Origin of the sequence: Variovorax sp. OK605, assembly GCF_900115445.1 — a bacterium.
GTDB lineage: Bacteria > Pseudomonadota > Gammaproteobacteria > Burkholderiales > Burkholderiaceae_C > Variovorax.
In genome coordinates this window covers 130,561-147,485 of record NZ_FOWL01000010.1, presented here as the reverse complement: position 1 = coordinate 147,485, position 16,925 = coordinate 130,561, and the positions used below count along the sequence as shown (strand labels likewise).

The following is a 16,925-nucleotide window of genomic DNA, read 5'->3' as shown; positions in this document are numbered from 1 at the left end:
TATGGCCGGATACACGGCCGGAGCATTCTGCCAGTGTGGCAGGCACTAAACTCGCCTTCGAAGAACCCCCTCGCAATGACCATCCAGACCGACGACTTCGCGCCCGCCCCCCAACGCGTGGTGTCCGCCGCCCCCGCCTCGCCCAACGAAGAGGCGATCGAGCGTGCCTTGCGCCCCAAGCTGCTCGACGAGTACGTCGGCCAGGCCAAGGTGCGCGAGCAGCTCGAGATCTTCATCGGCGCCGCGCGCAAGCGCAAGGAAGCCCTCGACCACGTGCTGCTTTTCGGGCCGCCCGGCCTGGGCAAGACCACGCTGTCGCACATCATCGCGGCCGAGCTCGGCGTGAACCTGCGCCAGACCTCGGGCCCGGTGCTCGAGAAGCCGAAGGACCTGGCGGCGCTGCTGACCAACCTCGAGCCCAACGACGTGCTCTTCATCGACGAGATCCACCGGCTGAGCCCGGTCGTCGAGGAAATCCTGTACCCCGCGCTGGAGGACTACCAGATCGACATCATGATCGGCGAGGGCCCCGCGGCGCGCAGCATCAAGCTCGACCTGCAGCCCTTCACGCTGGTGGGCGCCACCACCCGCGCCGGCATGCTGACCAACCCGCTGCGCGACCGCTTCGGCATCGTCGCGCGGCTGGAGTTCTACACGCCCGACGAGCTCGCGCTCATCGTGACCCGCAGCGCCCGCCTGCTCAAGGTCGAGACCGACCCGGCCGGCGGCTTCGAGATCGCCCGCCGCTCGCGCGGCACGCCCCGCATCGCCAACCGCCTGCTGCGCCGCGTGCGCGACTACGCCGAGGTGAAGGGCAACGGCCGCATCACGGAAGACATCGCGCACAAGGCGCTGGCCATGCTCGATGTCGACCCGCAGGGCTTCGACCTGATGGACCGCAAGCTGCTCGAGGCCGTGATCCACCGCTTCGACGGCGGCCCCGTGGGGCTGGACAACGTGGCGGCCAGCATCGGCGAGGAGCGCGACACCATCGAGGACGTGATCGAGCCCTACCTCATTCAGCAGGGCTACCTGCAACGCACGCCGCGCGGGCGCATCGCCACGCTCGCCGCCTACCGCCACCTGGGCGTGGTACCGCCTTCGGGCCGCGCCGAAGGCCCCGATCTTTTTTGAGCCTGACTCCCCATGCACACCCATGACCTGAGTGCCTGGAAGCACGACCACCACTTCGGCGGCGACAACAGCTCCGCCGAGCGCAGCACCCGCCTCGTGATGTGGATCACCGCCGTGATGATGGTGGTGGAAATCGGCGCGGGCTGGTGGTTCAACTCGATGGCGCTGCTGGCCGACGGCTGGCACATGAGCTCGCACGCACTGGCCATCGGCCTGAGCGCCTTCGCCTACGCGGCCGCCCGGCGCTATGCGCGCGACCCGCGCTTCGCCTTCGGCACCTGGAAGATCGAGGTGCTGGCCGGCTTTGCCAGCGCGCTGGTGCTGCTGGGCATCGCGGCGCTGATGGTGGTGGGTTCGCTCGAGCGGCTGTGGTCGCCCTCGGCCATCCACTACCCCGAGGCGATTTCGGTGGCGGTGCTGGGGCTGGTGGTCAACCTGGTCTGCGCGCGGCTGCTGGGCGGGGCGCATGACCACGGACACGACCATGGGCATGACCATGGGCACGGCCACGATCACGGCCACGCGCATGACGACCACGGCCACGACCTGAACCTGCGCTCGGCCTACATCCACGTCGTGGCCGACGCCGCCACCTCGGTGCTGGCCATCGCCGCGCTGCTGGGTGGCTGGTTCTACGGCTGGGCCTGGCTCGACCCGGCGATGGGCATCGTCGGCGCGGTGCTGGTGGCCATGTGGGCCAAGGGGCTGCTGAAGGAAACCGGCAAGGTGCTGCTCGACCGCGAGATGGACCACCCGGTGACGGAAGAAATCCGCGAAGGCGTCGAGACCATGCTGGCCGCATCGGAAACCCGCGTGGCCGACCTGCACGTGTGGCGCGTGGGGCGCGATGCGTATGCCTGCGCGCTGACGGTGGTGACGCACTCGCTCACGCTCACGGCCGACGAGGTGCGCGCCTGCTTCTCGATGCACGAGGAGATCCGCCACTCGACGGTGGAAATCCAGCGCTGCGTGGATTGATCCGGTCTTGCTCCTCCCCCTTCCGGGGGGAGGTCGGGAGGGGGCACGCAGAGCGCCCGATGCAGACGCCGGGTGCCCCCACCCCCGCCCTCCCCCGGGAGGGGAGAGCGCAACACCCATTCAGGCCGCTTGGCGCGCGTGCCGCACGATCAATATCTGCGCCGCGTAGTACGTCCCCAGCACCCACAGCGACGCCAGCGGCAGCGGCGTCACGAACCGGTTCGTCGCCAGCAGCGAATCGCTCAGCATGAAGAAGCAGGCGCCCACCGCCACCCACGGCGCGGCCGGGTCCCGGCGCCGCAGCACGGCCGCGCGACCGATGGCCTGTGCCGCCATGCATGCAATCACCACCACGTAGACCCCGACCGGCACCCGCAGCGCCACGGGCAACCCGCCCTGCCAGAGAAACGCATACATCCCCGCGCCGATCAGCAGCGTCACCGCCAGCACCCCGCGCCGCGGAAACAGCCCGACGCCGATGCGAAACAGCGCGATGTACGCCAGGTGCGCCAGCAGAAAGCACACCAGCCCCGGCACGAACAGCCTGGCCGACCCCATCAGCAGCACGTCGCCCGCGAGCGATGCCACCAGCCCCGCGAGCAGCATCCCGTCGAAGGCCGTCACCGCGCCGCGCACCATCGCCCGCCGAGCGACCAGAAAGATCGCGATGCCCAAGGCCAGCGGCTTGCAGACGTGATGCAGTCCTTCGAGGCCCAGCGCCGCGCTCGCCGTGGCCAGCGCCGAGGCCTCCATCAGCAACACCTCGGTCACCGTCAGCCGCCCCTGCAGCACCCCGCCCACGGCCCACAGCCCCGCCGTCAGCGCGGCGAGCCACACGGCCGCCTGCGGCAACGGGACCGTGTCGGAGAACCACAGAAAAACTGCGACGAGGCCCAACAGCACCACGAACTGCAGCCCGGCGAACCACTGCACGCCCCGGCCCACTTCCGGCTCGTAGCGCGTCACCTTCGAAATGTCGAACATCGTCTTGGGAAAACGCTCGGCCACGTCGGCCGGCCGCCAGCCCGGCGGCTTGAACCACACGCGCAGCTTGTCTGCCCAGCTGCGCGCATGCCATGAATCCCTGGCCAGCCCCCAGTACACCTCGGCGTTGGCCCACAGCGGGTCCCAGCTGCGCAGCTCGCCGCGCGTGCCGTACACGCAGCGCTCGTCTTCCTCGCGGAAGGTGCCGAACAGGCGGTCCCACACGATCAGGATGCCGCCGTAGTTGCGGTCCAGGTAACGGTCGTTCACCGCGTGGTGCACGCGGTGGTTCGACGGCGAGCAGAACCAGCGGTCGAACCATCCCAGCTTGCCCACCTGCTCGGTGTGCACCCAGAACTGGTAGAGCAGGTCGACGAGCGCCACCACGCCGAACACCAGCGGCGGCACGCCCGCCACCGCCATCGGCAGGTAGAACACCCAGCCCAGCAGCGCGCCGCTGGAGGTCTGGCGCAGCGCGGTCGACAGGTTGTAGTGCTGGCTCTGGTGGTGCACCACGTGCGCCGCCCACAGCACGGCCGACTCGTGGCCCATGCGGTGCAGCCAGTAGTAGCAAAGGTCGTAGAACACCAGCGCCAGCAGCCAGCCGTACCAGGCGCTCCAGAAGTCGCGCGCGGCCTCCTGCGGAAACAGCGCCGCCGCCGAGTACACGGCCGTGTAGATGCCGATGCGCAGCAGCCCCGTGAGCACCGCGCTGATCTGGCTCAGCATGCCCAGCCCGATGCTGTTCACGGCGTCGGCCAGGCGGTAGGTGTCCTGCCCGGTGCCGCGCTTGGCGCGCACGCGGCCGACCGCGAACTCGAGGGCGATGAGAAGAAGGAAGACGGGGGTCGCGAGAACGATGATCTGGCCAGGGCGCATCGCGGGATTGTGTCGTTGCCGGGCGGCCACGCGTCACCGGGATGTCACGGGTGTGCCATCGCGCCGTCATCGGGCAGTGGGAGCCTACCCGTCCATGCAACGCGACGACGCTTTCCTTCGCGCATGGCGCGACACCGCGACCCGGGCCCTGGAGCCGGACGACGAAGACCACGTGCGCGAGCCCCTGCGGTTCCGCACGCTCTGGATCTCCGACCTGCACCTGGGCACGCCCGGTTGCCAGGCGCGGGCGCTGCTCGACTTCCTGAAGAACACCGAGTGCGAGACGCTGTTCCTGGTCGGCGACATCATCGACGGCTGGCAGCTCAAGCGCCACTGGTACTGGCCGCAGGCGCACAACGACGTGATCCAGAAGCTGCTGCGCAAGGCGCGCAAGGGCACGCGCGTGATCTTCATTCCGGGCAACCACGACGAGTTCGCCCGCAAGTACCTGCACCACAACTTCGGCGGCATCGACGTGGCCGAAGAGTGGATCCACGAGACGGCCGACGGGCGCAAGCTCTGGATCATCCACGGCGACCTGTTCGACGGCGTGATCCAGTGCGCCAAGTGGCTGGCCTACGTGGGCGACTCGCTCTACGAGTTCACGCTCAAGCTCAACCGCCACCTCAACTCGCTGCGCGCGCGCATGGGGCTGCCGTACTGGTCGCTGTCCAAGTACCTCAAGGGCAAGGTCAAGCGCGCCGTGAGCTACGTGGGCGACTTCGAGGCGGCCGTGGCCCGCGAGGCCCGCAACCGCGGCGCGCAGGGCGTGGTGTGCGGCCACATCCACCATGCCGAGATGCGCGACATCGACGGCATCCTGTACTGCAACGACGGCGACTGGGTGGAAAGCCTCACCGCGCTGGCCGAGCATGCCGACGGCACGCTGGAGATCATCGACTGGGCGCAGCACATGCCGGTTTCGGCCAAGGCCGCGGCGCCGCGCGAGACCGTGGCGGCCTGACTGCTGACTGCTGACGGCTGACGGCTGACGGCTGACGGCTGACGCCAGGGCGCTGTCGCTCCGGCGACCCTTTCGTCCGATCCGACGATGCCGGCCAGCCCGGCCGGCGTCACACTCGCGCGGTATTCCCGAAGCGAGACAACACCATGGCCTGGGCACTCACGGCGGCGGAGACCGCGTTCCGAGACGAGGTTCGAGACTTCCTGGCGCGTGAGCTGACGCCCCAACTGCGCACCGCGGGGCGGCGCTGCTCGGGCATTTTCAGCGACTACGCCGAGGGCAACGGCTGGCACCGCATCCTTGCCGGGCGCGGCTGGAGCGTGCCGCAGTGGCCGGTCGCGCACGGCGGCACCGGCTGGACGCCGATGCAGCACTACCTCTTCGCGGCCGAGCTGGCCGCGGCCGACGCGCCGCAGCGCGCGCCCATGGGGCCCGGCATGGTCGCGCCGGTGATCATCGCCTTCGGCACCGAGGCGCAGAAGCGCGCCTGGCTGCCCGGCATCCGCTCGGGCGAGGACTACTGGTGCCAGGGCTACTCGGAGCCGCAGTCGGGCTCCGACCTGGCGTCGCTGCAGTGCAAGGCGGTGCGCGACGGTGACCACTACGTGCTCAACGGCACCAAGATCTGGACCACCCACGCGCAGTACGCCAACAGGATGTTCTGCCTGGTGCGCACCGCCTCGGGCGGCAAGCCGCAGCAGGGCATCAGCTTTCTTTGCTTCGACCTGCCGGCGCCGGGCATCACGATCCGCCCGATCATCAGCATCTCGGGCGACCACGAGCTCAACCAGGTGTTCTTCGACGACGTGCGCGTGCCCGCCGACGGGCTCATCGGCGAGGAGAACCAGGGCTGGACCATCGCCAAGTACCTGCTGCAGCACGAGCGCGGCGGTGCCTGGGCGCCGATGCTGCGCGCGCGCCTGCGCCGGCTGCAGTCGGCGGCCGACGCGGCCTTTGCCGCAGCATCGTCCGATGCCCACGAGGCCGACGACATGGCCCTGCGCCTCGCCGACGCCGAATGCGCCATCGACGCGCTCGAGGCCACCGAGCTGCAGTCGCTGCGCGCACAGGCACGTGGCGAGCCGCCGGGCATCCGGCCCTCCATGGGCAAGGTGCTGGGCTCCGAGCTGCGCCAGCGGCTGACCGAGCTCGGCGTGGAAATCGCCGCGCACCATGCCGCGGTCGACCTGCCGCTGGACGACGGGCTGCAGGGCGAGCTGCCCATTCCCGAAGAGGCCGTGTTCTCGATGTCGGCCTACCTCAACGACCGTGCCGCGTCGATCTACGCGGGCTCCAACGAGGTGCAGCGCAACATCGTCGCGGCGCACCTGCTGGCGAACTGAGGTGCCTCCCATGCCCACTCTCACCGAACAGGACGACACCCTCTCGATGCTGCGCGACAGCCTCGCGCGCTACCTCGACGACCGGCACGGCTTCGAGCAGCGGCTGCATGCGCTGCGCCATGCCGGCGACGCGCCGCCGCCGTTCTGGCAAGGGCTGGCGCGCGAACTCGACCTGCTGGGCGCGGCGCTGCCTGAAGCCCAGGGCGGCCTCGGCGGCGGCATGCCGGCGCACCTGGCCCTGATGGAAACGCTGGGCGGCGCGCTCGCGGCCGAGCCCTACCTGTCGACCATGGTGATCGGCGCGGGCCTGCTGCAGCGCCACCCCGGCGCGCAGGCCGATGCGCTGCTGGCGCGGGTCGTCGCGGGCCAGGCCGTGCTGGCCTTCGCGCACGCCGAACCGCAAAGCCGGCACGACCGCGCCGACGTGAAGTCCGAGCTCGCGCGCGAAGGTGACGGCTTTCTCCTGGACGGCCGAAAGGCGCTGGTGCATGCCGCGCCATGGGCCAGCCGTTTCCTCGTGAGCGCGCGCAGCGCCGCCGGGCTCTCTTTGCTGGTCGTGCCCGCCGACACGCCCGGCGTGCGCCTGCGCGCCTACCCCACGCGCGACGGCGGCCGTGCCGCCGACATCGCCTTCGACAAGGTCCGCCTGCCCGCCAGTGCCCTGCTCGGCGAGGAGGGCGGCGCGCTGCCGCAGATCGAGCAGGCGCTCGACGAGGCCACGCTGGCCGTGTGCGCCGAGTCGGTCGGCGTCATGCGCCGCCTGATGCGCGACACGCTCGACCACGTGCGCCAGCGCAAGCAGTTCGGCGTGCCGATCTCCAGCTTCCAGGTGCTGCAGCACCGGCTGGCCGACATGCACATGGCGCTGGAGCTGGCCGCCGCGCTCACCGCCAGCGTGGGCGAGGCCATCGGCACCGCGCCGCCCGCCGAACGCGCGCGCGCCGTCTCGTCCGCCAAGGTGGCGGCCGCGAAGGCCTGCAGGGCCGTGGGGCAGGGCGCGGTGCAGCTGCACGGCGGCATGGGCATGACCGAGGAGCTGGCGGTGGGCCATTACGTGCGCCGCGCCACGCTCATCGAGGGCCAGTTCGGCCCGCCGTCGTGGCACCTGCGCCGCGTGGCGCGGCTTCGCGCGGGCTGAGCCGGCCCCGCGCGGGCACCGGCGCGCGTGCATTCGTCGCTTTCGACGATGCACCCCGGCCGTCCGCGCGCCAAGATGCCGCCACACGACAGGCGCGCGCCGCGGCGCCGAAGGAGACAGACATGGCAGGTCCGTTGCAGGGGTTGCGGGTCATCGAGATGGCGGGCATCGGCCCGGGGCCGTTCTGCGCGATGCTGTTCGCCGACATGGGCGCCGAGGTGGTCCGCATCGCGCGCCCCGGCACCCGGGCGGACGCGCACGACATCCTGGCGCGCGGGCGCAGCACGCTGCAGGTCGACCTGCGCGCGCCAGGCGCGGCGCAGCCGGTGCTCGACGCCATCGCGCGGGCCGACGTGCTGATCGAGGGCTTTCGCCCCGGCGTGATGGAGCGCCTGGGCCTGGGCCCCGCGCCCTGCCACGCGCGCAACCCGAAGCTGGTCTATGGCCGCATGACGGGCTGGGGCCAGCACGGGCCGCTGGCGCATGCGGCGGGCCACGACATCAACTACATCGCCATCAGCGGCGCGCTGCACGCCATCGGCCGCGCGGGCGAGCCGCCGGTGCCGCCGCTGAACTACGTGGGCGACTTCGGCGGCGGCGCGATGCTGCTGGCCTTCGGCATCCTCGCGGCGCTGCACGAGGCCAGGCAGTCGGGCCAGGGGCAGGTGGTGGACGCCGCCATGACCGACGGCGCGGCGCTGTTGTCGGCCATGATGTACGGCTTCAAGTCGGCCGGCCAGTGGAGCAACCAGCGCGGCGAGAACATGCTCGACGGCGGCGCGCACTTCTACGACACCTACGCCTGCGCCGACGGCAAGTACGTGGCCGTGGGCGCGATCGAGCCGCAGTTCTACGCGCTCATGCGCGAGCGCTGCGGCATCGCCGACGACACCGCCTTCGACGCGCAGATGGACGCCGACCGCTGGCCGCTGCTCAAGCTGCGCATGGCCGACGTGTTCCGCACCCGCACGCGCGACGAGTGGTGCCTGCTGCTCGAAGGCAGCGACGCCTGCTTCGCGCCCGTGCTCGACTGGGACGAGGCTCCGCGGCACCCGCACAACGTGGCGCGCGGCACCTTCGCCGACGTGGGGGGCGTGGTGCAGCCCGCGCCCGCGCCGCGCTTCAGCCGCACCGCGCCGGTGGTGCCGCCCGCCACGGCGCGCGACGACGGCCCGACGGTGCTGCGCCGCTGGGGCGTGGCGGCCGAGGCCATCGCGCCGCTGTGCACGCCGTGATCCGCTGACCCGATCGACGCCCGACAAGACAACGACGACCACGGAGACCTCACCCATGTTCCTCACCCAGCCCCTGCACAAGGGCCGCCGCGAAAAGGCCGGCGCCACCGCCGTGGTGTGCGGCGCCAGGCGGCTCGACCACGCCGAGTTCACCGACCGCGTCGCGCGCCTGGGCGGCGTGCTGCAGCGCCTGGGCATGGGCCGCGGCGACCGGGTCGGCATGCTGAGCCTCAACTCGCACCGCTTCGTCGAATACTTCTTCGGCACCTGGTGGGGCGGCGGCGTGATCAACCCCGTGAACATCCGCTGGAACCCGAAGGAGGTGGCGTACTCGCTGGACGACTGCGACACCCGCATCCTGCTGGTGGACGACCTGTTCGCGCCGATGGTGCCCGCGCTGCGCGGGCTGTCCCGCTCGCTGCGCACGGTGGTCTATTGCGGCGACGCCGCCGTGCCCGAAGGCATGCTGGGCTACGAGGCGCTGCTGGCCGAGGCCGTGCCGGTCGACGACGCGCCGCACGGCGGCGACGAGCTCGCCGCCATCATGTACACCGGCGGCACCACCGGCCAGCCCAAGGGCGTGATGCTCACGCACGCCAGCCTGTGCATCAACGCGCTGGGCACGGTGGCTGCATTGCCGCGCGACACGCACGACGCCGCCGCCATCGTCGCGGCGCCCATGTTCCACGTGGCCGGCTGCGGCGTCGCGCTGCAGAGCCTGCTGCGGCTGGTGCCGGTGCACGTGGTGCCGATGTTCGACGAGCTGGCCGTGCTGCAGACGCTGCAGTCGGCGCGCATCACCGAGATGTTCCTGGTGCCGACCATGATCAAGCGCGTGATCGAGCACCCGCGCTTCGCGGAGTTCGACCTGTCGAGCCTGCGCCTGCTGTCGTACGGCGCGGCGCCCATCGACGCCGCGCTGCTCGACCAGGCCATGCGCGCCTTTCCTGGCACCGCGTTCGCGCAGGTCTACGGCATGACCGAGCTGTCGCCGGTGGTCACCGCGCTGGCGCCGCATTGCCACCGGCCGGGGCCCGAGCGCGAGCGCCTGCTGCGCTCGGCCGGCACGCCCATCTCGATCGCCGAGCTGCGCATCGTCGACGGCGACGACCACGAACTGCCGCACGGGCAGGTCGGCGAGATCGTCGCGCGCGGGCCGATGGTGATGAAGGGCTACTGGAACAAGCCGCAGGAAACCGAGGCCGCGCTGCGCGGCGGCTGGATGCACACCGGCGACGGCGGCTACATGGACGAAGAAGGTTTCGTGTACGTGGTCGACCGCATGAAGGACATGATCGTGAGCGGCGGCGAGAACGTGTATTCGGCCGAGGTCGAGAACGCCATCGCGCAGTTGCCGCAGGTGCTGATGTCCGCCGTCATCGGCGTGCCCGACGAGAAGTGGGGCGAGCGCGTGCATGCGGTGATCGTGCGGCGCGAGGGCATGGCGCTGGAGGCGGCGGATGTCATTGCGCATTGCCGCGGGCACATCGCCGGCTACAAGTGCCCGCGCAGCGTGGAGTTCCGCGACGCGCTGCCGCTGTCGGCGGCGGGCAAGCTGCAGAAGTTCCAGCTGCGCGACCCCTACTGGGCCGGCCGCTCGCGCCGTGTGGGCTGAGACCGGACGCGCAACAAAGACAAGCGAAACGAACGAGACCACCAAGGAGACCCCATGTCCATCGACTTCCGCCGCTCATGGAGCGACGAAGACCTGGAGCTGTACCGCGACAACGTGGTGCGCTTCATCGAGACCGAGATGCTTCCCGGCGACGAGGCGGCGCGCAAGCGCGGCCACGTGGGCCACGAGATCTGGCGCAAGGCCGGCTCGCTCGGGCTGCTGTGCGCCGACATTCCCGAGGAGTTCGGCGGCGGCGGCGGCGACTTCCGCCACGAGGCCGTGTTCTACGAGGAGGCCGCGCGGCGCGGGCTCAACGGCATGAGCACCTCGGTGCATTCCATCGTGGCGCACTACTTCCTGAACCACGGCACCGACGAACAGAAGCGCCGCTACCTGCCGCTGCTGGCGCGCGGCGAGATGGTGGGCGCCATCGCCATGACCGAGCCCGGCGCGGGCTCCGACCTGCAGGGCGTGCGCACGCGCGCCGAGAAGGCGGACGGCGGCTATGTGGTCAACGGCTCGAAGACCTTCATCACCAACGGTTTTCTTGCGGGCGTGGTGCTGGTGGTGTGCAAGACCGACCCGGGGCAGGGCGCCAAGGGCACGTCGATCCTCATCGTGGAGACCGAGGGCTGCCAGGGCTTTCGCGTGGGCCGCGTGCTCGACAAGATCGGCATGAAGGCGCAGGACACCTCGGAGCTCTTCTTCGACGACGTGCGCGTGGGCGCCGACGCGCTGCTGGGCGGCGTGGAGGGGCAGGGCTTCTTCCAGCTCATGAGCGACCTGCCGTACGAGCGCACCATCATCGGCCTGAGCGCGCTGGCCACCATGGAAGGCGCCTACCAGGCCACGCTCGGCTACGTGCGCGACCGCAAGGCCTTCGGCAAGCCGATTGCCGAGTTCCAGAACACCAAGTTCAAGCTGGCCGAGATCGCCACGCAGATCAAGGTGGGCCGCGCCTTCATCGACCGCTGCGTCGAAGACCTGGTGGCCGGCACGCTCGACACCGCCACCGCCTCCATGGCCAAGCTCTGGGGCTCGGAGACGCAGGGCCGCGTGCTCGACGAATGCCTGCAGCTCTTCGGCGGCTACGGCTTCATGAGCGAGTACATGGTGGCGCGCATGTACGCGGATGCGCGCGTGCAGCGCATCTACGGCGGCACCAACGAGATCATGAAAGAGGTGATCTCGCGGGCGATGTGAAGGCGAGCAGGGCCGCCGAAAAGGGCGGCCCTCAGGACAGCCGGCGGATCTCCGCCCGCGCAATCTCCCGGTGCGGGTACGACGGCGACAGGCCGATGAACTCGGTGTACTTCTCGCGCGCGGCCTCGGGGTCGCCCGCGTCCTCGAGCTCCAGCGCCTCCAGCGTGAACTGCGTGAAGAGCCGGTTGGCCTCGAGCTCGCGCGGCGACGCGGCCAGCGACTTGGGCTGCAGCTCGGGCTGCGCCGTGTAGATCTGCCGCTGCACCTCGATCACTTCGATCAGCGCGCGTCCGATGCGCTGGATGTTGTCGGGCACCGGCGCGAGGTCGGCCGCGCGGATGTCGGCCGCGGCCTGGTCGAGCAGGTGCGACGCGACGCGCAGCAGTTGGTGGAGTGATTTGTGGGTCATGGAGTCACCGCCTTCGGGGCGGGGCTGGGAGATGGGTTCGGGCATGCGGGGGCCGCCGGGCCCCGCGCATCGGCGAGGCCGGAGCAGGGGCAAGGCACGCAGGATCAGTGGGGACGCTTGGGGCCGGAGGTGGCGCGGGCCCTGGGCTTCCCTGGCGCGCGGGACTCGGCTGGTTCACGGCCCTTGCGGGGCTTGGCGGGTTCGAGCGGCGACGCAGCCGCCGCCTGCGCCGATGCGGCTTCATCGGCGCGCAGCTTCTCGGCCAGCTGGCGCTGCCGCTCGGCGATGGCCAGGTTCCTGGCCATGTCGCTGCCGTGCGCCTTGACCGAGAAGGCCTTGCTCACGCTGCCCTTGGCCGTGCTGTAGGTGATGGCGAGCCAGTAGCCCGGATGGTTCGGGTTCGGCGTCTTGAAGTGCACGCCGCTCACGCCGCTGGTGTTGTTGCGCCGCGTGATCTCGGACTTGGAGCGCTTGGCCGCGCGCGGGCCGCCCGCATGCGCCGACAGCCCCATGCGGATCGCCTCCTCGGCCGGGTGCAGGTGCACCAGCCCCGTCATGCGGTCGAGCTGCTGGGTGCGCTCGCGGATGGCCAGCATCTGCGCCGCGTCGCCCAGGCCCGCGACCGGAAAGTCGGCGCGAAGGATCTCGTCCTGCGCGATGTAGGTCTTGGCCAGCCAGCCGCGCACCCGGCCGCCCGGCGCGAGCCGGTGGAACACGCCCGGCACGCCGGTGCTGTTGTTGGCGCGCATTTTTTCGGCCCGCGCGCGGCGCGGCACCGGCGGCACGCTGCGCACGATGTGGTCGCGCCAGTCCTGGGCCTGCAGCAGCGCCTGCTCTTCGCCGCCGTAGCTGGCGCGGCCGAACTGCCTGTAATAGCGCACGCCGTTGCGGATCAACGAAACCTCGAAACCCCAGGGCCTGGCACAAATGCCGTACAGGGCGGCGGAATTGGGAACACCTTTGGGCATGCTCGACGTGCTGCTGCTTTGCTTCCCAGCGGCCTTGCCGCTGGTTTCGATGGACTCCCCAAGTCGCCCGAGGCTCGTTGGCGCCCGTTTCTCGCAGCTATTCTGACCCAAGACCTGACCCACCTGACCCAAGACGCGTGACGGTTTCGCAGCGGCGGCACTGTCGCCGTCGCCGCGCGCCGTCCTCACTGCGCCTGCCTCGCCCCGGCAACCGCCATGCCGTGGGGGCGCGGCTCCTTGCGGTAGGCAATGGTGAGCGCGTGGCCGGTGTCTGCGGTGTTGCTGACGTGCATCAGTTTCTGTTCGAGCTGGCGCTCGCGCTCCTCGATGGCCAGGCGCTTGGCGCCGTCGGGGCCGTGTTCCTTGATGGAGAAGGCCTTGCTCACGCTGCCCTTGCCGGCCGTGTACGTGATGGCCAGCCAGTAGCCCGGGTGGCCGACATTGGGCGACTTGAAATGCACGCCGCTCACGCCGCTGGAGTTGGTGCTGCGCTTGATCTCCGACTTCGAGCGCTTGGGCGAGCGCAGCTCGGCGATGGTCGGTGGCGGCACCGGCGCCGTGCGGATCATTTCCTCGGCCGGGTGCAGCCTGGCCAGCCCCGCCATGCGCTCGAGTTGGCGCGCGCGTTCCTCGATGGCCAGCGCCTGCGCGGCGTCGCCCACCGCGTTCACGGGAAAGTCGGTGCGCAGGATCTCGTCCTGGCCCAGGTAGGTCTTGGCCACCCAGGCGCGCACCTTGCCTTCCGAATCGATCTGAGCGAAGACGCCCGACACGCCGGTGGTGTTGTTCACGCGCAGCTTCTCAGCCCGCGCGCGGCGCGGCACCGGCGGCACGTTGCGCACGGTCTCGTCGCGCCAGTCCTGCGCCTGCAGCAGCGCCTGCTCGTCGCTGCCGTAGCTGGCGCGGCCGAACTGCTTGTAGTAACGGGTGCCGTTGCGCACGATCGACACCTCGTACCCCCAGGCACGCAGGTAGATGCCGTACATGGCGGCGGGGTTGGGAATTCCTTTGGGCATGGTGGCTTCAGCTCGATGGCGCTCTCTGTTGAGTGGCTTCGCTGGGCGCGACTTTCCTCCGGGTGCCACGCGCCTTTGGGCTATCGCGGCAGTTGGAAGGCTCTGATCTCGAGGGAAATGCTAGGGACTGCCGGGGGTGGGGGATATCACCGAAATCCGTAGTCGTTGTGATGACAGGTAAGTACAACGCCGCATGAAAAGGCGTCCCCGAAGATTTTTGTTGTCTTTGGTATTAACGAATGACGCCGAGCTTGCGCGCGATGGCCACGGCCTGCGTCCGGCTCTTCGCATCGAGCTTCATGTTGATGTTGCGCAGGTGCGTGCGCACCGTGCTGTCCGACACGAACAGCTTCTCGGCCATCGCGTTGTTCGAGTAGCCCTCGGCCAGCAGCTGCAGCACGCGGATTTCCTTGCGCGTGAGCGGCTCCTTCATCGCGTCGCCGCTCGGTGCCTCGGCCTCGCCGGCCGGTGCTGGGCCGGCGGCCTGCAGCAGCCGCTGCAGGTAGTCCGCCAGGATCGGGTCGCCGGCCTGCTGGCCGCCGTGCGCATGGCTTTCCTGCTGCACCGCCGCATAGCGATGCACCAGCGCGCCCACGGCAGGCCCTTCGTCGAGGATCAGCCGCATGAAGCCTTCCTGGCTTGCGGCCTGCAGCACCACGCCGATCTGGTCGAGCGCGGCCGGCAGGTCGCCCGCGCGCTGCAGCGCCAGCGCGCGCAGCACCCGCAGCGTGAGCGCGCGGCGGTTGCGGGCGCAGGCCAGCGCGGCGTGCAGTTCCGCGTCGAGCACGGCCAGCGCCGCGCGCGCGTCGCCGAAAGCGATGTCCCAGCGCGCCCTGGCGAGCGCGAGGTAGTCGAGGTCGTGCGCGGGCAGGCGCTGGCGCCGTTCGCGGTCCCACAGCGCGGGCTCGTCGGCGCGCTGCAGCTCGTCGTGCGACGCGGGGCCGTTGCCCTGCAGCAGCAGCATGCGCGAGCGCTCCAGCTTGGCGCCGGCCACCACGCGCGGCAGCTGCCGGTGGTGGCCGAGGTACTCGAGCTCGGTCAGTGCCTGGAACGCCGCATCGATGTCCCCCGCATGGAACGCGAGGCGCGAGCGCATCACGTGGCTCAGGATCATGTGGTCGGGCAGGCCCACGTCGCGCGCCAGCGGCAGGTACACGTTGAGCAGGTGCTCGGCCTGCACCAGCTGGTTGGTCTCGTACACCGCGCCCGCGTACAGCACGCCGGCCCAGGCGTTGCCGTGGCTGTGGTTGTACGACGCGGCATGCGCCGAGTGGGTGGCGTAGGTCGAGTCGACGGCCATGCGCAGCCGCGCGGTGGCCTGCCGCAGCCGGCCTTCGTGCAGGTCGAACAGGCCGGCCAGCGACTCGGTGTACATGCGGTTGAAGCTGCTGTTGCCCTGCTCGCGCCGCGCCACCTCGAGCAGGCGGCGCGCCTCGTGCGGGTCGCCGCGCACGGCCAGGATGTGGGCCATCGCGTTGAGCAGCACGCTGTCGGCAAAGGCCAGGCCGGTGGGCAGGCGCGCGAGGCTCTGGCGGCCGGCTTCGTAGGCCTCGTCGTGGCGGTCCTGCATGGCCAGCAGCAGCGGCACCAGCGTGTGGGCGCTCGCGCGCACCTCGGCGATGGGGCTGTCGAGGCAGCCCGACTTGTCGAGCTGGCGCATTGCGTCCCACGGGCCGTGCGTGAAGCAGGTGGCCCACAGCGAGATCGGCTGCAGGAACGGGTGCTCGCGCAGCTGGTGTTCCGGAATGGCCGAGAACCAGCGCGCCAGCATGCGCATGCGGCCCTGCTCGAGAAACTGCGCCGCATAGCTGTCGAGCAGCGTCAGCGCATGCGGATGGTCGCCGCCCTCGATGGCGTGGTCGATGGCCGGCACCGGGCGCTCGTGCGACTCGTACCAGCCCGAGGCCGCGAGGTGCAGGCGCTCGAACTCGCCGGGCATCTCGCGCACGAGCTGCGCGCGCAGGAAGTCGGCGAACAGGCTGTGGTAGCGCCACGCATCGCCGTCGCCGTCGCCTCCCGCACCGCCTTCGCCCCCCATGCGCGTGACGAACAGGTTCGACGCCGCCAGCCTTTCGAGGATGGCCGCGCAGTCCACGCGCGGACACAGCGCCTGGCACACCGACGCGTCGAGCTGGCGCAGGATGCTGGTGCGCAGCAGAAAGTCGCGGATCTCCTTGGGCTGGTGCGCGAGCACGTCCTCGGCCAGGTAGTCGGCCACGGCGCGGTCGGAGCCCGAGAAGCGCTCGACGAAGCCGGTCTCGGTGCCGTGGCGCTCCAGCGCCATCGACGCGAGCCACAGCGCGGCCACCCAGCCTTCGGTCTTGCGGTGCAGCTGCGAGAGCATGTCGGGCGGCAATGCGCCGGTGGCGTGCGTGGCTTGTTGCGGTGCCGCATGGGCCAGGCGCAACGCGAAGAAGGCGGTGGTCTCCTCCAGGCTGAAGCGCAGGCGGTCGGTGTCGATCTCCATCAGCTGCCCGCGCGCGCGCAGCCGGCCCAGGCCCAGGTCGGGCAGGCTGCGCGAGCCGATCACGATCTGCCCGCGGCGCGGCAGGTGCTCGACGATCTCGCGCACCAGGCCCAGCACGGCCGGTTCCTGCACCACCTCGAAGTCGTCGAGGAACAGCGTGAAGGGCGAGTCGTGCGCGGCGAGCGCGGCCACGGCGTCGAAGGGGCCGTGGCTGCCCTGGGTGCTGTGCATGCCGTGCATGCCGTGAAAGCGCGGCGCTTCCACGCCCAGGCGCTGCACCGCCTCGGCCAGGCAATGCAGGAAGCGCGACACGTCGTTGTCCGCGCGGTCCAGCGTGAGCCACGCGGTGGCGATGCCCTGCGCCTCCATGCGCTCGCGCATCTGCGCCATGGCGGTGGTCTTGCCGAAGCCGGCCGGCGCGCGCACCAGCACCAGTTTCACGGCCGCCGCCGCGGCGCCTTCGCCGAGGGCCGCGCGCGGCACCTGCGTGGCGACGAAGGCCGGCGGGCTGAGCTTGGTTTCGAGGATCCGGGGTGTGGGGTGCTGCTGCATGCGGTGGAGAGAATCCCGTCGTTTCCGACGATGCGTGCGA

13 protein-coding genes are annotated in these 16,925 nt (G+C 70.7%); 8 read left to right on the top strand and 5 right to left on the bottom strand.

All coding sequences use genetic code 11. The features are described 5' to 3' along the window. The first annotated feature begins 75 nt into the window (after positions 1-75). Both ruvB and dmeF read left to right on the top strand, forming a co-directional pair. Positions 76-1,134, top strand: coding sequence for a Holliday junction branch migration DNA helicase RuvB (ruvB, locus tag BM013_RS25575; protein WP_093130469.1), 1,059 nt, complete (start codon positions 76-78; stop codon positions 1,132-1,134). 12 nt (positions 1,135-1,146) lie between these two features. After that, positions 1,147-2,112, top strand: a complete 966-nt coding sequence (dmeF, locus tag BM013_RS25570; protein WP_093130468.1) for a CDF family Co(II)/Ni(II) efflux transporter DmeF — start codon at positions 1,147-1,149, stop codon at positions 2,110-2,112. Between the two features lie 120 nt (positions 2,113-2,232). Here the strand turns inward: dmeF and BM013_RS25565 are convergent, their stop codons facing one another. Next, on the bottom strand, positions 2,233-3,975 hold the full coding sequence (locus BM013_RS25565; protein WP_093130467.1) for a lysoplasmalogenase family protein: 1,743 nt from the start codon (positions 3,973-3,975) through the stop codon (positions 2,233-2,235). A gap of 94 nt (positions 3,976-4,069) precedes the next feature. Between BM013_RS25565 and BM013_RS25560 the strand changes: the two genes are divergently transcribed. From BM013_RS25560 to BM013_RS25535, 6 genes are all read left to right on the top strand, one after another. Next, positions 4,070-4,939, top strand: coding sequence for a UDP-2,3-diacylglucosamine diphosphatase (locus BM013_RS25560; RefSeq protein ID WP_093130466.1), 870 nt, complete (start codon positions 4,070-4,072; stop codon positions 4,937-4,939). Between the two features lie 146 nt (positions 4,940-5,085). Then, a complete protein-coding gene (locus BM013_RS25555; RefSeq protein WP_093130465.1) occupies positions 5,086-6,282 on the top strand; it encodes an acyl-CoA dehydrogenase family protein in 1,197 nt (398 codons plus the stop codon). A 10-nt stretch (positions 6,283-6,292) separates the two neighbouring features. After that, positions 6,293-7,420: an acyl-CoA dehydrogenase family protein gene (locus BM013_RS25550; RefSeq protein ID WP_093130464.1), complete on the top strand. Its 1,128-nt coding sequence runs from the start codon at positions 6,293-6,295 to the stop codon at positions 7,418-7,420. Positions 7,421-7,542: 122 nt separating this feature from the next. Next, positions 7,543-8,655 carry a CaiB/BaiF CoA transferase family protein gene (locus BM013_RS25545; protein ID WP_093130463.1) on the top strand — a complete coding sequence of 371 codons (1,113 nt, stop codon included), beginning with the start codon at positions 7,543-7,545 and terminating at the stop codon, positions 8,653-8,655. Between the two features lie 55 nt (positions 8,656-8,710). Continuing rightward, positions 8,711-10,270, top strand: coding sequence for a long-chain-fatty-acid--CoA ligase (locus BM013_RS25540; protein WP_093130462.1), 1,560 nt, complete (start codon positions 8,711-8,713; stop codon positions 10,268-10,270). Between the two features lie 54 nt (positions 10,271-10,324). Beyond that, on the top strand, positions 10,325-11,473 hold the full coding sequence (locus tag BM013_RS25535; RefSeq protein WP_093130461.1) for an acyl-CoA dehydrogenase family protein: 1,149 nt from the start codon (positions 10,325-10,327) through the stop codon (positions 11,471-11,473). Positions 11,474-11,504: 31 nt separating this feature from the next. Here the strand turns inward: BM013_RS25535 and BM013_RS25530 are convergent, their stop codons facing one another. The 4 genes from BM013_RS25530 to BM013_RS25515 form a co-directional block, all read right to left on the bottom strand. Beyond that, positions 11,505-11,882, bottom strand: a complete 378-nt coding sequence (locus BM013_RS25530; RefSeq protein WP_093130460.1) for a hypothetical protein — start codon at positions 11,880-11,882, stop codon at positions 11,505-11,507. Positions 11,883-11,986: 104 nt separating this feature from the next. Continuing rightward, positions 11,987-12,850 carry an AP2 domain-containing protein gene (locus tag BM013_RS25525; RefSeq protein ID WP_256221686.1) on the bottom strand — a complete coding sequence of 288 codons (864 nt, stop codon included), beginning with the start codon at positions 12,848-12,850 and terminating at the stop codon, positions 11,987-11,989. Positions 12,851-13,035: 185 nt separating this feature from the next. Next, entirely contained in the window at positions 13,036-13,866 is an 831-nt protein-coding gene (locus BM013_RS25520; protein ID WP_256221685.1) for an AP2 domain-containing protein, read from the bottom strand. A gap of 232 nt (positions 13,867-14,098) precedes the next feature. After that, positions 14,099-16,885 (bottom strand): winged helix-turn-helix domain-containing protein, encoded by a 2,787-nt coding sequence (locus BM013_RS25515; protein ID WP_093130459.1) that lies wholly within the window; start codon positions 16,883-16,885, stop codon positions 14,099-14,101. Positions 16,886-16,925: the final 40 nt, after the last annotated feature.

Excerpts from the sequence above, each read along its gene's own strand:
- BM013_RS25540 (WP_093130462.1), top strand. The coding sequence starts at position 8,711 with ATGTTCCTCACCCAGCCCCTGCACAAGGGCCGCCGCGAAAAGGCCGGC.
- BM013_RS25555 (WP_093130465.1), top strand. The coding sequence starts at position 5,086 with ATGGCCTGGGCACTCACGGCGGCGGAGACCGCGTTCCGAGACGAGGTT.
- ruvB (WP_093130469.1), top strand. The coding sequence starts at position 76 with ATGACCATCCAGACCGACGACTTCGCGCCCGCCCCCCAACGCGTGGTG.
- BM013_RS25550 (WP_093130464.1), top strand. The coding sequence starts at position 6,293 with ATGCCCACTCTCACCGAACAGGACGACACCCTCTCGATGCTGCGCGAC.
- BM013_RS25565 (WP_093130467.1), bottom strand. The coding sequence starts at position 3,975 with ATGCGCCCTGGCCAGATCATCGTTCTCGCGACCCCCGTCTTCCTTCTT.
- dmeF (WP_093130468.1), top strand. The coding sequence starts at position 1,147 with ATGCACACCCATGACCTGAGTGCCTGGAAGCACGACCACCACTTCGGC.
- BM013_RS25535 (WP_093130461.1), top strand. The coding sequence starts at position 10,325 with ATGTCCATCGACTTCCGCCGCTCATGGAGCGACGAAGACCTGGAGCTG.
- BM013_RS25520 (WP_256221685.1), bottom strand. The coding sequence starts at position 13,866 with ATGCCCAAAGGAATTCCCAACCCCGCCGCCATGTACGGCATCTACCTG.
- BM013_RS25515 (WP_093130459.1), bottom strand. The coding sequence starts at position 16,885 with ATGCAGCAGCACCCCACACCCCGGATCCTCGAAACCAAGCTCAGCCCG.
- BM013_RS25530 (WP_093130460.1), bottom strand. The coding sequence starts at position 11,882 with ATGACCCACAAATCACTCCACCAACTGCTGCGCGTCGCGTCGCACCTG.
- BM013_RS25525 (WP_256221686.1), bottom strand. The coding sequence starts at position 12,850 with ATGCCCAAAGGTGTTCCCAATTCCGCCGCCCTGTACGGCATTTGTGCC.
- BM013_RS25545 (WP_093130463.1), top strand. The coding sequence starts at position 7,543 with ATGGCAGGTCCGTTGCAGGGGTTGCGGGTCATCGAGATGGCGGGCATC.
- BM013_RS25560 (WP_093130466.1), top strand. The coding sequence starts at position 4,070 with ATGCAACGCGACGACGCTTTCCTTCGCGCATGGCGCGACACCGCGACC.